Source organism: Rhizobium sp. SG741 (assembly GCF_012275435.1).
GTDB lineage: Bacteria > Pseudomonadota > Alphaproteobacteria > Rhizobiales > Rhizobiaceae > Rhizobium > Rhizobium lusitanum.
Window position 1 is genome coordinate 164,646 of record NZ_JAAZQP010000001.1, and the last position, 13,883, is coordinate 178,528.

Here is a 13,883-nt window from a genome sequence, read left to right on the forward strand (position 1 = left end):
GCTTCGGAAACGTTTACAGAACGCGATTAGGGAGGAATTACGGATGAAGACGATCAAGGGCCCCGGCCTGTTTCTCGGCCAGTTCGCAGGCGATGCGGCGCCGTTCAACTCATGGGATTCGATCACCAAATGGGCGGCCGATGCCGGCTATATCGGCGTACAGGTTCCGACCTGGGCCGGCCAGCTCATCGACCTGAAGAAGGCGGCCACATCCAAGGACTATTGCGACGAATTCGCCGGCGTTGCCCGTTCGAACGGCGTCGAAGTGACGGAGCTTTCGACCCATCTGCAAGGCCAGCTCGTCGCTGTCCACCCGGCCTATGACGAGGCTTTCGACGGCTTTGCGGCGCCGGAGGTGCGCGGCAATCCCAAGGCGCGGCAGGAATGGGCTGTCGAGCAGGTGAAGATGGCGCTGACGGCCTCGAAGCATCTCGGCATCAAGGCGCACGCCACCTTCTCAGGCGCGCTCGCCTGGCCCTTCATCTATCCCTGGCCGCAGCGCCCGGCCGGTCTCGTCGAAACCGCTTTCGAAGAGCTTGCCCGCCGCTGGACGCCGATCCTCAACCATGCCGACGAAAACGGCGTCGACGTCTGCTACGAAATCCATCCCGGTGAAGACCTGCATGACGGCATCACCTTCGAGATGTTCCTGGAGCGCGTGAAGAACCATCCGCGCGCCAACATGCTCTATGACCCCTCGCACTACGTCCTGCAGTGCCTCGACTATCTCGACAACATCGACATCTACAAGGACCGGATCAAGATGTTCCACGTCAAGGACGCGGAATTCAATCCGACCGGACGTCAGGGTGTTTATGGCGGCTATCAGGGCTGGGTCGAGCGCGCTGGCCGCTTCCGTTCGCTCGGCGATGGCCAGGTCGATTTCGGCGCTGTTTTCTCGAAGATGACCGCCAACAATTTCGACGGCTGGGCCGTGGTCGAATGGGAATGCGCACTGAAGCATCCCGAGGACGGCGCACGCGAAGGCGCCGAGTTCGTCAAGGCACATATCATCCGGGTGACCGAGAAGGCCTTCGACGACTTCGCCGGCAGCGGCACGGATCAGGCAGCCAACCGGCGCATGTTGGGGCTGTAATCAAGCCCGTTCGCCCTGCAAAGCGGGGAGAAGGTGGACTCGAACGGTTGAGTGGGGCGAAGCCGAGAGAGGACGGATGAGGGGCCTTTTCGATATCCATCGCGACGGCAGAGTTTGCCGGACCCGCGGTAGCCCCTCACCCTAACCCTCTCCCCGCAGGCGGGGAGAGGGGACGATTGCGGCAAGCGATCGTGTTCAAACAATTCATTTCATTGAGGAGGAGCCTTATGGCAATCGAAGGATCATCGGAACAGACGCGGGAGCCGCGCATTCGGCTTGGCATGGTGGGCGGAGGGGCTGGCGCCTTCATCGGCGCGGTGCACCGCATCGCCGCACGCATTGACGATCAGTTCGATCTCGTCGCCGGCGCGCTGTCGTCCTCGCCGGAAAAGGCCATTGCTTCCGGGCGCGATCTCGGGCTGGATCCGACCCGCACCTATTCCAGCTATCGTGACATGGCGATCCGCGAAGCCAAGCTGAAGAACGGCATCGAGGCTGTTTCGATCGTGACGCCGAACCATGTCCATTACGATGCTGCCAAGGAATTCCTGAGGCGCGGCATCCACGTCATCTGCGACAAGCCCCTGACATCCAATCTTGCCGATGCCAAGAAGCTGAAGAAGGTGGCCGACGAGAGCGGCGCGCTCTTCATCCTCACGCACAACTACACCGGCTATCCGATGATCCGGCAGGCGCGCGAGATGATCGCCAATGGCGAGCTCGGCGATATCCGCATCGTGCAGGCGGAATATCCGCAGGACTGGCTGACGGAGAATATCGAGCAGTCGGGCCAGAAGCAGGCGGCCTGGCGCACCGATCCCTCGCAGTCCGGTGCTGGCGGTTCCACCGGCGATATCGGCACGCATGCCTATAATCTCGCCTCCTTCGTCACCGGCCTGGAACTCGACAGCCTTGCTGCCGATCTCGACAGCTTCGTCGAAGGCCGACGTCTAGATGATAATGCCCATCTGCTGCTGCGTTTTAAGGCCAAGGGTTCGGAAAAGCCGGCCAAGGGCATGCTCTGGTGCAGCCAGGTGGCGCCGGGCCATGAGAACGGCCTGAAGCTCCGGGTCTATGGCACCAAGGGCGGCCTCGAATGGACGCAGGCGGATCCGAACTATCTCTGGTACACGCCGTTCGGCGAGCAGAAGCGGCTGATTACCCGCAATGGCGCCGGCTCGGGAGCTGCTGCGGCCCGTGTTTCGCGTATCCCGTCCGGCCATCCGGAAGGCTATCTCGAAGCCTTCGCCACGATCTACACCGAGGCGGCGCGCGCCATCAACGCCCGCAAGAAGGGTGTGGCCGTCGATCCCGCCGTGATCTATCCGACCGTCGATGACGGCGTGAAGGGTGTTGCTTTCGTCGAGGCTTGCGTTGCCTCCTCGAAGCGCAATGGCGCCTGGATCAAGCTGTAGGGTTCGAGCTTCTTGTTCGAGGCGGCGTAGGCCGCCTCGAACTCATGGAGAAATCGCAGTTCAGGCGGCAAGTTCCTGCTTGCGCTTTGTCAGCGCGTCGACACTGAACGGGCCGCTGCCGGCGCCGACGAGAAACAGGAAAATGAAGCAGAAGAGAATGGCGGAGACGCCGCCGTTTTGCGCGGGATAGAAGCTCTGCGGCGCATGGCGCAGGAAATAAGCGAAAGCCATCAGGCCTGACAGCACGAAGGAAGCGATCCGTGTCTGGAAGCCGATCAGAACGAGAAAGCCGAGGACAAGCTCGAGCAGACCGGCAATCCACGGCAAGGACCAGGCGGATGGCACGTTTTGAGCGGCGGGAAAATGCAGGATCTTCTGCGTTCCATAGCTGAACAGCACGAGCGACGAGACGATGCGCAGGAGGCTCAGCAGATAAGGGTGGAGAGAGTGGAGCACAGGGAGCATTTCGGTCCTTCCGTTTGGGAAATGACTGCTACCCTCAATTGATCCAGGTCGAAAACACAAGTCACGACTGTTGACATTGATGTTATCGGACCACCCGAAAGGCTCTGGCGCCAGTCGGAGCAATCTTCCGAAAAACCGGTAGCCGGCTCGCATTTTCAGGGTCTGTAACGTTGCAGCTCTTTGATATCGGCACTGTACTTTGTCACGCGGCTTGGCTAAACCGCAGCCAACGAAGCCTATAACAGACGGGATTTTCATCATGATCGATCCGAAGCTTCTTGCCGATCGCTTCCCCGGCGATTTCACGTTCGGCGTCGCCACCGCCGCTTTCCAGATCGAAGGCGCCACCAAGGCGGATGGCCGCAAGCCCTCGATATGGGACGCCTTCGCCAACATGCCCGGCCGCGTCTTTCAGCGCCAGAATGGCGATGTCGCCTGCGATCACTATAACCGGCTGGAGCAGGATCTCGATCTGATCAAGGAGATGGGCGTCGAAGCCTATCGCTTCTCGATCGCCTGGCCGCGCATCATCCCCGACGGCACCGGCCCGGTGAACGAGGCAGGCCTCGACTTCTACGATCGTCTCGTCGACGGCTGCAAGGCCCGCGGTATCAAGACCTTCGCAACGCTCTATCATTGGGATCTGCCGCTGACGCTTGCCGGCGACGGCGGCTGGACGGCGCGGTCGACCGCGCATGCCTTCCAGCGCTACGCCAAGACCGTCATGGCACGCCTCGGCGACCGTCTGGATTCCGTCGCCACCTTCAACGAGCCGTGGTGCATCGTCTGGCTGAGCCACCTCTACGGCGTCCATGCGCCGGGCGAGCGCAACATGCAGGCGGCACTCTACGCCATGCACTATATGAACCTGGCCCACGGTCTCGGCGTGGAGGCGATCCGTTCCGTGGCGCCGAAGGTGCCTGTTGGTATCGTGCTCAACGCAGCCTCTATCCTGCCGGGTTCTGACCGTCCCGAAGATCTGGCTGCGGTCGAGCGCGCCCATCAGTTCCACAACGGCGCCTTCTTCGATCCGATCTTCAAGGGCGAGTATCCGAAGGATTTCGTCGGGGCGCTCGGCGACCGCATGCCTGTCATCGAGGATGGCGACCTCAAGACCATCAACCAGAAGCTCGATTGGTGGGGCCTGAATTACTACATGCCGATGCGCGTCTTCGACGACGCTTCCAAGAGCGGCGATTTCCCGTGGACGAAGGAAGCGCCGCCGGTCAGCGACGTGAAGACCGATATCGGCTGGGAAATCTACGCGCCGGGCCTGAAGCACGTCGTCGAGGATCTCAACAAGCGCTACGAGCTGCCGGAGTGCTACATCACCGAGAACGGCGCCTGCTACAACATGGGGATCGTCAAAGGCGAGGTCGATGATCAGCCGCGTCTCGATTACTACATCGAGCATCTCGGTATCGTCGCCGATCTCATCAAGGACGGCTATCCGATGCGCGGCTATTTCGCCTGGAGCCTGATGGACAATTTCGAATGGGCTGAGGGTTATCGCATGCGCTTCGGCCTTGTGCATGTCGATTACGAGACGCAGGTGCGCACGGTGAAGAAAAGCGGCAAATGGTACCGAGAGCTCGCCGCCCAATTCCCGAAGGGCAACCACAAGGCGGATTGATGCGGTTCTGCCTCCCCCTTGGGGGGAGGTCGCACGGAACGCGCGGGTGGGGGTGACCTCCGGTGTCCGCAATGGTCAGCCCACCCCTGACCTCTGGTCCGACCCTCCCCCTCAAGGGGGATAGCTATCGTCCGAATCGGTGGAGCCTGTTAGGTCTAGCGCATGAGCTCGCCTCCGCTTTTCCTTTATGCACTCTGCGGCAGCCAGCGGCAGGCTTCGGCCAGCCGTCGGCTGCTGGAAGCCCTGCGGCTCGCATGCCCCGAGGGCATCACCATCGAAATCTGCGATCTGATCGCCGGCCTGCCGATCTTCAATCCGGATGACGAGGGCGAGAGGACGCCGCCTGTCGTCGCAAAATTCGCCGGGAAGATCAGCGAAGCCGATGGCTTGATCGTCTCCTGCCCCGAATATGCCCATGGCATTCCCGGCGGATTCAAGAATGCGCTGGACTGGCTGGTGTCGCGCGACGAGGTGCCGTTCAAGCCGCTGATGTTCGCGCATGCCTCTCATCGCGGCGACCTTGTGCTGGAACAACTTGCCGACGTGCTGCAGACCATGTCGCTACGCATCGTGTCGGATGCCTTTTTGCGTTTACCGATCGCTGGCAAGGGCGATGAGGCGCAGGCGGCAATTCTGTCGCAGGCGCGCGAAAGCGGCCTGTTGCAGGCCAGTCTCAGCCGTTTCGCGGAGGCGATTTGCACAGAGGCGTGAATTCCATCGCCAGCGGCAGACATATAACTCCGTCCTGTAGGGATCTCGAACTCGCCTTAACCGTTTGTTGAAGACCTGACGGCAGACTTCCATGCCAAGGAGAAAAGGCGTTGGGCGCAATTTTACAGTCATTTGGGCGAGGTACGCACATCGGTCGTCATTCCATCGTGACGGCCGTTTTGATTTCTTTCGCAGTAGTCGTTGCCGTAGTGACCCTGATGGTGCTTACCGCGATCGGTCGCGTCGCCGATTACTCCAATAAGCTGGATGACGAACGTTCCTGGGAAACGACGGTCGGCGCCCTCAAGACTTTTCAAGGACAGCTCGAGGCGACGCTGCACGATCACTCGGCGCGCAATGATGCCGCGAGAAGTATCTACGGGAAGGACGAGCAAGGCTGGATCGCCGGCAATTACGGCGACATATCCTCCAATGGCGCCCTGTTCGATATCGCCGTCATCGTCGATGACAACAACAAGCCGATCGTCGCCTATCACGATGGGGAGTTGGTGACGGAGGGAATCGAGGGCATTCTCGGCACCGCCGTTTGGGCTCTGGTCGACCAGGCCCGGATGACGCGTGTGACCGGAGTGCCCGAAGCGGGCGGCTATATCATGACCAGCAACGGCATTGCCGCTGCCGCGGCCGCGACGATCCGGGAAAGATCCGGCCGTATTCCCGTGCCCGAAGGCCAGCGGCGCTACCTGATCCTCGTGCGTTATCTCGATGCCGCCAGGATCACGATGCTGTCCAATACCTATGTCATCAGCGGTCTCAAGCTGGTGCCGCCGGATACCGTCGTGCGCTATGCCGTTTCCATAGTCGATCCGCTCGGCATGTCGCTGGGACGGCTGATCTGGAATTCGCGCCAACCGGGTGACCTCAGTTATCAGCAGGTCCGTCCGCTGGTGCTCGGCGCGCTCGGTCTGGTCGGGCTGTTCTTCGTCGTGCTGCTCATTCTGGGATCGCTGGCGGGGCGCCGGTTGCGCGCGGAGGAAGTCCAGGCGCGACAGGGCTCTCTTCGGGATCGCTTGAGCGGCCTTCTCAATCGCGAAGGGCTGCGCCTCGATGTGGACCGCCTGGTCGAGCAGGCGCGCGGCGACGGCGGCAATGTTCTGCTTCTCTATCTCGATCTCGACGGCTTCAAGGAAATCAACGATTCCTATGGGCATGGCACCGGCGATCAGCTCATTCGCGCTGTGGCTGCAGGCCTGGGCGTCCTCGTTCCGCCCCATGCGGCACTGGCGCGGCTCGGCGGCGATGAATTCGCCATTGCCTTTCCGACCCGGGAGCTCAACGATGCGCCGGCGCTGCGGCTGGCGGAACAGGTACTGGATTTTCTTTCGGAGCCTTTGGAAATCGGCCGGCGGGTGGTGGTGGTCGGTGCCAGCATCGGTATCGCCAGCTCACCGGAAGGTCGGATCGACCGCGAGGAGCTGGTGCGTCGCGCCGACCTTGCCATGTACAAGGCCAAGGAAGCCGGCCGTGCCCGCATGACCTGTTATGAGACGGCCATGGACGCCCATCGCGAGGAACGCAACGCCCTGGAGCTCGATCTGCGCCGCGCGATCGAAATGGAGGAGCTGACCGTCGCCTATCAGCCGCTGGTGGATGCGTCGAGCTGCCACATGATCGGTGTCGAGGCGCTCGTGCGATGGAACCGGCCCGGTCATGGGCCGGTTCCGCCCGATGACTTCGTTCCCGTTGCCGAAACCAGCGGCTTGATCGAGGCGCTGGGGCTGCTGGTCCTGCGCAAGGCCTGCGAGGCGGCACGGCGCTGGCCGGACCTGCGGATCGCCGTCAACGTCTCGCCGGGGCAATTCCGCAATCCCGCATTCGCCGACTATGTTCGCAACGTTCTGAACAGCGCGGCCATCGAAGCCGATCGCGTTACGCTAGAGATCACCGAGGGCTACATCATTCAAAATCCGGAGCGCACCCGCCGGTCGATCGAGCGGCTGAAAGCGCTTGGCGTCAAGGTGGCCCTCGACGACTTCGGATCCGGTTTTTCCTCCATCGGCTATCTGCGCCAATTCGGTTTCGATCGCATCAAGATCGATCGCTCGATGACGATGAATATACTGGAGGACAGCAGCGCCCGCGAGATGTTGCAGGCGACGGTGGCGCTGGCCCGCTCGCTCGACATTCCCGTCACCGCCGAAGGCATCGAGACGGAAGAGCAGGGATGGGCGCTGCAGGGCTTCGGCTGCGACGAGTTGCAGGGCTATTTCTACGGAAAGCCTATGCCGGAGGCCGAAATCAGTAAGCGCCTTGCCGCGCAGATGGCGACTGTCCTCGATGAAGAGCGTGTCGCCGCCGCCTGAGATCGTCAGCCGCCGATATGCTCCTGCCCGCGCTTGCGGGCGAGCGCGATCTGCCGCTGCCTTTCGCGATAGCGCTCGCGATCTTCCTCGCTGCGCTCATGATAGCAATGGCTGCAGGAGACGCCCGCTTCGTAGAAGGGCGATGTCACTTCTTCCGCGGTGATCGGCTGGCGGCAGGCGTGACAGAGCTTGTGATTGCCCTCTTTCAGGCCATGCTCGACGGAGACGCGTTCGTCGAAGACGAAGCATGCGCCTTCCCACAGGCTCTCTTCCGGCGGCACTTCCTCCAGATACTTCAGGATGCCGCCCTTGAGATGGAACACCTCGTCGAAACCCTGCTGTTTCATGAAGGCGGTCGCCTTTTCGCAGCGGATGCCGCCGGTGCAGTACATGGCGATCTTCGGCTTGTTGTGCAGGCCGGCATTCTGGCGCACCCATTCGGGGAATTCGCGGAAAGTCTTCGTCTTCGGGTCGACCGCGCCCTTGAAGACGCCGATGGCCGTCTCGTAATCGTTGCGGGTATCGATGACGATGGTATCGGGATCGGAGATCAGCGCGTTCCAGTCCTTCGGCGCGATATAGGTGCCGACGACCCTGGTGGGGTCGATATCCTCGACGCCCATGGTGACGATCTCCTTCTTGAGTTTCACCTTCATGCGCACGAAAGGCATTTTCGACGCACGGCTTTCCTTGTGCTCCAGGCCGGAAAATTCCGGCTGCGCCCGCAGGAAGCCGAGCACGGTGCCGATGGCGGCGTCCGTGCCGGCGATGGTGCCGTTGATCCCCTCGTGCGCGAGCAGCAGCGTGCCCTTGACGCGGTTTGCCTCGCAGAGCGCAAGCAGCGGCTCCTGCAGGCTTTCGAAGCGCGGAAAGGAAACGAAATGGTAGAGCGCCGCAACGAGGAATGCGCCGGTCGCCTCATGCCGTGGGCTGGAAAGGATGTCTGTCATGCGGGGGAAATACAATTTTGTGCGTCACCAGGCAATCAGGATTTACGCGGAAGCCCTGCGTGATCGGCATAATGTCGCGGCAAGTGCTTCATTCCGCCATCTCTAGCCAAAGTCGCTTGATCGTTCGCGCCTCGCGCTCCGGCTTGTCGGCAAAGACCCAGCGGCCCCTGTTCAGCGCTTCCTCGCGAGCAGTCTGCTGACGGGAGATGATCGCTTCCAGCAAACGTGCGCGGTCGTCGCTTCCATTGAAAAGATGCGGCTCGCGGTCCGCGACGCCGGATAATATCGACAGGTCGAGATAGCGGCCGAGTACGTCGACCAATGCCTTGGCCTCGAGTTGCTTGGCATGCATGGCCGCCGGCCAGACATCCCGCAGCAGCATATGGTGCATCCAGCAGTCCTGGCTGCGTTTGCGCAGGTCGTGAAAGCTCTCCGCATGGGCAGCTTCGCCCTGGCATTCGGAGAGTGCCTGCATGGCCTTGTCGCCGTTCCTGCGCCAGCTTTTCTGGAAAAGGCGGGCGGTGTCGCGCCGGCCGCTCTCGAAGGAGGCACCTTTCAGCGCCTGGATCGCTTCGCCACAGGTGGCGATTGCCGCCTGTGCCTTGTCCTCAAGGTCGGTCTCTGCCTCTGACAAGCGGTCACGCCGGGTTGTCAGGACCTCGGTGACGCGAGCGAGTGCGTGAAGCTCGTCCTCGGACGTCGCAGTCGCCTGCAGATAGTGGCTGACCTCGATCAGTGCCGTGGCGTCACGCACGCCTGAGAGCGTACGGGCCATGTCCCGAAGCCTGTCATTCTCCTGCTGCTGAAATTCGCGCGCGCGCGGGGCGATCAATCGATAAAGGCCGCGCACGCGCTTGATGTTCTTGCGGGCGGCATGCACTGCTTCGTGCAGGCCTTGCGGTCGGTCCGTCAGGACGGCCATCGCCTTGCCGAGTTGATGCGCGGCGACCCTTTGCACCTCGTCATCAAGGGGCCGGTCAGGCCGTATGCGATAGCTCATCGTATTCCTGTTCGAACTGCGTCGCGAGGGCCTGGTTGGAATAGCGGTATTCGCCGGTCACCTCGCGGCCGATCCAGTCCGGCAGTTCCGGAGCATCGCTTTCGTCCTCCATCTCGACCTCAGCGATCACAAGGCCGCGATGGGCGCCGCGGAAGACATCCACTTCCCAGACAAATCCCTTGAAAGGCACCTTGTGGCGGGTCTTCTCGATGACAAGACCGATTGCCGTTCCCAGCAATTCCTCCGCGTCGGGGATAGGGATTTCATACTCGAATTCGTCACGCGTCAACGACCTGCCGATCTTGATCGTCAGGGTCGCCGTTTTGTCGTTCGTCAGCCTTATGCGCACTGAACGATCGTCCATGGAGGCGATATAGCCTTGTCTCAGGATAAGCTTCTCGGAGACGAAATCACGCCAGTGATCGCCGCGCACCAGAAACTTCCGCTCGATCTCTTTTGCCATGCGTTTGACATGCTCCACCGGCACAGATCAGAGTAGACTATAGCAAGTTCTGGCGATTTCCTACCCGTCGTATCTAACGCGGGCTTTTGTCTCGACAAGCACCTTCGGGAAGGCTATTCGAAGGCCGGATTTCAATCGTTTTAAGGGAGCGCACCGACCATGGGCGAGAAAACCAAGAAGCTTCTTTCCGTTCTGAAATTGCAGCCGGTCGTTCCCGTGCTGATCGTCGATGATGCGAAATCGGCCGTTCCGCTTGCCCGGGCGCTGGTTGCCGGCGGCCTGAAGGCAATCGAGATCACGCTGCGGACCGCCGGCGCGCTCGACGCCATCCGCGCCGTCGCCGAAGAGGTGGAGGGCGCCGAAGTCGGTGCCGGCACGATCCTGAACGTCGCCCAGTGGGACGCGGCCGTCGAAGCCGGTTCCAAGTTCATCGTCAGCCCCGGCACGACGCAGGAGCTTCTCGATGCCGCCCGCGCCTCGCATGTGCCGCTGCTGCCGGGCGCTGCCACGGCAAGCGAGGTCATGGCCCTGCGCGAGGAGGGCTACACGGTGCTGAAGTTCTTCCCGGCCGAACAGGCCGGCGGTGCCGCCTATCTCAAGGCTCTGTCCTCGCCGCTATCAGGCACGCTCTTCTGCCCGACCGGCGGCGTCTCGCTGAAGAACGCGCATGATTATCTGTCGCTGCCGAACGTCATCTGCGTCGGCGGCTCGTGGGTCGCGCCGAAAGAGCTGGTTATGGCCGGCGATTGGGCCGGGATCACCAAGCTCGCAGCCGAGGCCGCAGCCCTCAAGGGCTGAACGATTTCTCTCCCATCGATTTCAAAGGCGTGCATGGCTTCATGCGCGCCTTTTTCTTTGTCGCGGATTTGTATTTGCGGTTGCGCTTCCTATCTCCCTTTCACCATCAAAAGGACGGAGGACCATTCAGATGATCGACGCCCGCAAGCTTCTTGACCAATTCCTGGGGTCGCAGGTTCCAGGAATGCAAGGAAGCGTGAAAGACAAGGCAACCCAGGCAATCAATCTCGCCAGGGATAACCCGATGGCGACCAGCGCCATCGCAGGCGTGCTGCTCGGCACGAAAACCGGGCGCCAGGTCGCCGGCAATGCGCTGGCACTCGGCGGCCTCGCCGCTATCGCCGGGCTCGGCTATCAGGCCTACAAGAATTATAGGGACGGCAATCAGCCGCAGCCGGCGCCGCAATCGGTTCCGCAGGCCGAGCCGCAATTCCTGCCGCCGCCGTCGAACTCCGGCTTCAGCACTGCACCTGCAGTCGCGAGCAATGATTTTGCGCTCTCCCTGGTCCGGGCAATGATCGCAGCTGCCCGCGCTGATGGCCATATCGATGACGCGGAGCGTCAGCGCATTCTCGGCAAGGTGCAGGAGGCCGGCGTCGGCTCCGAGGCGGAAGCCTTCTTCCAGCGCGAGCTTGCCAACCCCGTCGATCTCGACGCCATCGTCGCCTCGGCGCAGACCGAGGAGCAGCGAGTGCAGGTCTACACGGCCTCGCGCCTCGCAATCGAGCCGGATTCCAGGGCCGAGCGCGGCTATCTCGATCTGCTTGCCGGGCGGCTCGGCCTGGCCGATGCGCTGGTCGATCATATCGAGGCGACGGTTGCGGGCGCCAAAGTGCAACTCTGACGGACAGCGCGGTAAAGCGTTTCATGGGATCGCTTTACCGCTCTATGCTATTGTTTTTACGCAATTTCGGACGGAAAGCCGCAGCGCACTTTTGCTGGAATTGCTCTGGGGACCGTTGCCTTTCATCGGCGGCTGGCCTAAGCCTTCGCCGAAACATTTCACGGCGCGCTAGGGATCGGCGATTTGACGGACAGAAAAAGCGACACCCGTTCGGCGGCGATCGCCGCCGGTATTATTCTGCTGGTCGCAACAGCCGTGCTCTATCTCATGCCGAACGTCATCGTCTGGCTCGGAACGATTTCGCCATGGCTCGGCACCGGCTTCGGCGTATTGGTCATCCTGGCCTTCTTCTTCGTGTTCTGGCTCAGGGCTCGCTATCAAAGGCGCAAGGGCCTGTAGGTTCGGTTCCCGTCAGGTCTGCAACGAGGCGCCGAGGAGGATGACGCCGGTGCAGATGACCAGCAAGGCACCGAAAATTTCGATGCCATCGCCGACCCATGTCGAAAGCTTCGAACCGCGGCCGGTGAAACGCACGGCGGTACCCTTCGCGAAAACGGCGATGATCGCAAGCAGCGAGACGGTGAGCGCCGTGCCGATCGACATGGCGAGCACCGATAGCAGCCCGCCGAGATAGAGACCGTTCAGCATCGAAAAGGTCATGACCAGCAGCGCGCCGGAGCAAGGCCGCAAACCCACAGCGATGATCGCCGACACGGCTTCACGGGCGCTGAACTGCTCGTTCGACAGCATTTTTGGATCGGGAAGATGCGCATGGCCACAGGTCTCGCAGAAGGCGCCGTCGCCTGTCGCGTGAGCGGGGTCATAGCATTGATAGCCGTCGGCGGCAGGCATGGCAGCTGCGCGGCTGCGGGAAAGGCTTCTGGCGGGGCCCGTGCCGGTTGCGGCGTCTTCGAAAAGCGCCAGGCCGATCGGGCCCGCGGAGGTCGCCAGCTGGACCTTGCGGTACTGTGCCCTGTTCCGGATCATCGTGCGCAGCTTGCGAAACAGAAGCCAGCCGCCGAACAGGATGACCATGACGAAGCTCGCGATCTCCATGGCGTTGGTGGCCATCGTCATGGTGATGCCGGAGCCGCGCAGGACGAAATAAGCGGCTCCGACCACGAGGACTGCGACGACGCCCTGGATCAGCGCGGAGACGAACGAGATGGCGACGCCGCGCTTCAGCTCGATTTCATTGGCGACCATGTAGGAGGAGATGACCGCCTTGCCGTGGCCGGGGCCGGCTGCGTGGAAGATGCCATAAGCAAAGGAGAGACCGATCAGCGTCCAGAGCTGCCAGGGGTCCTGGCGCATCGCTTCGATCGATTTGGTGAGAGCCCGGTAGAAAGCCTGCTGCTCGTAATTCACATAAAGGAAGATGGGCGCCAGCGGGCCGCCCGTCGGCTGGAAGCTCGGTTCGGCCGTGCCGATGCCCAGCGGGGATCCCGTGGCATGCGCAAGCCCCGCTGCCGCGAGAAGGGCAAGCATTGCCACTGGAAGCAACCGCCATGGTTTCGAAATCAGCATTGGACGTCTATCCGCGTTGCGAAGAGCTTCGACATGGTCGTTCCCGTCGGATCGTTGAAGAAGGCATCCGTCAATGTCGTCCTGTTTTCGGCGATGACTTCGTCCGGATTGGGGCGGACGATCTGGTGCGTGCAGCTTTTGAAGGCGTCGCCCTCCGTCACCAGTTCCTTGTCGTTCGGGAAGTCGATCGATGTGTAGAGCGTCGGGTCGTAGATGCCGAAGCTGAGCTTGTTGCCCTTCGTCAGCGGCATCGGCTCGGACGGCTTGACGGCGAAGAACATGAGAAGCTGACCATCGCGATAATCGACATTGATGACGTCAGGCTTGGCCACCTTGATCGTTTTGCCGTTAAGCGTCAGGTTCGTGTAATACTCGTACTCGGCGAGGGAATCGCGCACCGTCTTGCCGACTTCCTTCAGCTCGTCGGGATCGAGCTTCAGATTGGTGTTCTTGTCAAAGTCCATCAGCACGGAGGAGGAGAACACCTCATCGAAGCGCCAGACGTTGCGCAATTCCTGCACGTTGCCGTCCGGCCCGGCCAGAACCTCCAGGCGCGCTTCCACGAAAATATGCGGATGCGCCGACACCACGGCGGGCGCGAGCAGCAGACCCCCCGCGAGGGCGGCAGTGTGGATAATCGTGGATTTTCTCATGCGT

14 protein-coding genes are annotated in these 13,883 nt (G+C 61.7%); 8 read left to right on the forward strand and 6 right to left on the reverse strand.

Translation table 11 applies throughout. From position 1 onward, the window contains the following. The first annotated feature begins 43 nt into the window (after positions 1 to 43). A complete protein-coding gene (locus tag FHT29_RS00900; protein ID WP_047555292.1) occupies positions 44 to 1,096 on the forward strand; it encodes a sugar phosphate isomerase/epimerase in 1,053 nt (350 codons plus the stop codon). A gap of 227 nt (positions 1,097 to 1,323) precedes the next feature. Continuing rightward, entirely contained in the window at positions 1,324 to 2,511 is a 1,188-nt protein-coding gene (locus FHT29_RS00905) for a Gfo/Idh/MocA family oxidoreductase (RefSeq protein WP_047555293.1), read from the forward strand. A 60-nt stretch (positions 2,512 to 2,571) separates the two neighbouring features. Here FHT29_RS00905 and FHT29_RS00910 read toward each other — a convergent pair whose 3' ends face one another. Continuing rightward, complete coding sequence (locus FHT29_RS00910) at positions 2,572 to 2,976, reverse strand: DoxX family protein (RefSeq protein WP_037196311.1); 405 nt, start codon at positions 2,974 to 2,976, stop codon at positions 2,572 to 2,574. A gap of 259 nt (positions 2,977 to 3,235) precedes the next feature. On the opposite strand from FHT29_RS00910, the gene FHT29_RS00915 reads away from it, so the two are divergent. From FHT29_RS00915 to FHT29_RS00925, 3 genes are all read left to right on the forward strand, one after another. Next, positions 3,236 to 4,609 (forward strand): GH1 family beta-glucosidase, encoded by a 1,374-nt coding sequence (locus tag FHT29_RS00915; protein WP_047555294.1) that lies wholly within the window; start codon positions 3,236 to 3,238, stop codon positions 4,607 to 4,609. A 162-nt stretch (positions 4,610 to 4,771) separates the two neighbouring features. Then, positions 4,772 to 5,320 carry an NADPH-dependent FMN reductase gene (locus FHT29_RS00920; protein ID WP_047555295.1) on the forward strand — a complete coding sequence of 183 codons (549 nt, stop codon included), beginning with the start codon at positions 4,772 to 4,774 and terminating at the stop codon, positions 5,318 to 5,320. 110 nt (positions 5,321 to 5,430) lie between these two features. After that, positions 5,431 to 7,644 (forward strand): EAL domain-containing protein, encoded by a 2,214-nt coding sequence (locus FHT29_RS00925; protein WP_047555296.1) that lies wholly within the window; start codon positions 5,431 to 5,433, stop codon positions 7,642 to 7,644. 5 nt (positions 7,645 to 7,649) lie between these two features. On the opposite strand, the gene FHT29_RS00930 is transcribed toward FHT29_RS00925, so the two are convergent. The 3 genes from FHT29_RS00930 to FHT29_RS00940 form a co-directional block, all read right to left on the reverse strand. Continuing rightward, positions 7,650 to 8,594 carry a rhodanese-related sulfurtransferase gene (locus FHT29_RS00930; RefSeq protein ID WP_047555297.1) on the reverse strand — a complete coding sequence of 315 codons (945 nt, stop codon included), beginning with the start codon at positions 8,592 to 8,594 and terminating at the stop codon, positions 7,650 to 7,652. 88 nt (positions 8,595 to 8,682) lie between these two features. Beyond that, on the reverse strand, positions 8,683 to 9,594 hold the full coding sequence (locus FHT29_RS00935) for a CHAD domain-containing protein (RefSeq protein WP_037196319.1): 912 nt from the start codon (positions 9,592 to 9,594) through the stop codon (positions 8,683 to 8,685). Continuing rightward, positions 9,572 to 10,057 carry a CYTH domain-containing protein gene (locus tag FHT29_RS00940; protein ID WP_037196580.1) on the reverse strand — a complete coding sequence of 162 codons (486 nt, stop codon included), beginning with the start codon at positions 10,055 to 10,057 and terminating at the stop codon, positions 9,572 to 9,574. The genes FHT29_RS00935 and FHT29_RS00940 overlap by 23 nt, the downstream gene beginning before the upstream one ends. A 159-nt stretch (positions 10,058 to 10,216) precedes the next feature. Between FHT29_RS00940 and FHT29_RS00945 the strand changes: the two genes are divergently transcribed. The 3 genes from FHT29_RS00945 to FHT29_RS00955 all read left to right on the forward strand — a co-directional run bounded on the left by FHT29_RS00945 (position 10,217) and on the right by FHT29_RS00955 (position 12,098). After that, on the forward strand, positions 10,217 to 10,855 hold the full coding sequence (locus FHT29_RS00945; protein ID WP_037196320.1) for a 2-dehydro-3-deoxy-phosphogluconate aldolase: 639 nt from the start codon (positions 10,217 to 10,219) through the stop codon (positions 10,853 to 10,855). A gap of 130 nt (positions 10,856 to 10,985) precedes the next feature. Then, positions 10,986 to 11,699, forward strand: coding sequence for a tellurite resistance TerB family protein (locus tag FHT29_RS00950; protein ID WP_047555298.1), 714 nt, complete (start codon positions 10,986 to 10,988; stop codon positions 11,697 to 11,699). 183 nt (positions 11,700 to 11,882) lie between these two features. Next, the gene (locus FHT29_RS00955) at positions 11,883 to 12,098 is read left to right on the forward strand and encodes a hypothetical protein (RefSeq protein WP_034505356.1); all 216 of its coding nucleotides are present in this window, start codon (positions 11,883 to 11,885) and stop codon (positions 12,096 to 12,098) included. Between the two features lie 12 nt (positions 12,099 to 12,110). Here the strand turns inward: FHT29_RS00955 and FHT29_RS00960 are convergent, their stop codons facing one another. Together FHT29_RS00960 and FHT29_RS00965 are read right to left on the reverse strand one after the other, a co-directional pair. Continuing rightward, positions 12,111 to 13,226: a nickel/cobalt transporter gene (locus tag FHT29_RS00960; RefSeq protein ID WP_168599007.1), complete on the reverse strand. Its 1,116-nt coding sequence runs from the start codon at positions 13,224 to 13,226 to the stop codon at positions 12,111 to 12,113. After that, a complete protein-coding gene (locus FHT29_RS00965; RefSeq protein WP_168599008.1) occupies positions 13,220 to 13,879 on the reverse strand; it encodes a DUF1007 family protein in 660 nt (219 codons plus the stop codon). Before FHT29_RS00965 ends, FHT29_RS00960 begins: the two co-directional genes overlap by 7 nt. Between the last annotated feature and the right edge of the window lie 4 nt (positions 13,880 to 13,883).

What these genes read in the sequence shown, in the direction of transcription:
- FHT29_RS00900 (WP_047555292.1), top strand. Translation starts at nt 44, where the DNA reads ATGAAGACGATCAAGGGCCCCGGCCTGTTTCTCGGCCAGTTCGCAGGC.
- FHT29_RS00910 (WP_037196311.1), bottom strand. Translation starts at nt 2,976, where the DNA reads ATGCTCCCTGTGCTCCACTCTCTCCACCCTTATCTGCTGAGCCTCCTG.
- FHT29_RS00945 (WP_037196320.1), top strand. Translation starts at nt 10,217, where the DNA reads ATGGGCGAGAAAACCAAGAAGCTTCTTTCCGTTCTGAAATTGCAGCCG.
- FHT29_RS00940 (WP_037196580.1), bottom strand. Translation starts at nt 10,057, where the DNA reads ATGGCAAAAGAGATCGAGCGGAAGTTTCTGGTGCGCGGCGATCACTGG.
- FHT29_RS00930 (WP_047555297.1), bottom strand. Translation starts at nt 8,594, where the DNA reads ATGACAGACATCCTTTCCAGCCCACGGCATGAGGCGACCGGCGCATTC.
- FHT29_RS00960 (WP_168599007.1), bottom strand. Translation starts at nt 13,226, where the DNA reads ATGCTGATTTCGAAACCATGGCGGTTGCTTCCAGTGGCAATGCTTGCC.
- FHT29_RS00935 (WP_037196319.1), bottom strand. Translation starts at nt 9,594, where the DNA reads ATGAGCTATCGCATACGGCCTGACCGGCCCCTTGATGACGAGGTGCAA.
- FHT29_RS00965 (WP_168599008.1), bottom strand. Translation starts at nt 13,879, where the DNA reads ATGAGAAAATCCACGATTATCCACACTGCCGCCCTCGCGGGGGGTCTG.
- FHT29_RS00905 (WP_047555293.1), top strand. Translation starts at nt 1,324, where the DNA reads ATGGCAATCGAAGGATCATCGGAACAGACGCGGGAGCCGCGCATTCGG.
- FHT29_RS00950 (WP_047555298.1), top strand. Translation starts at nt 10,986, where the DNA reads ATGATCGACGCCCGCAAGCTTCTTGACCAATTCCTGGGGTCGCAGGTT.
- FHT29_RS00920 (WP_047555295.1), top strand. Translation starts at nt 4,772, where the DNA reads ATGAGCTCGCCTCCGCTTTTCCTTTATGCACTCTGCGGCAGCCAGCGG.
- FHT29_RS00915 (WP_047555294.1), top strand. Translation starts at nt 3,236, where the DNA reads ATGATCGATCCGAAGCTTCTTGCCGATCGCTTCCCCGGCGATTTCACG.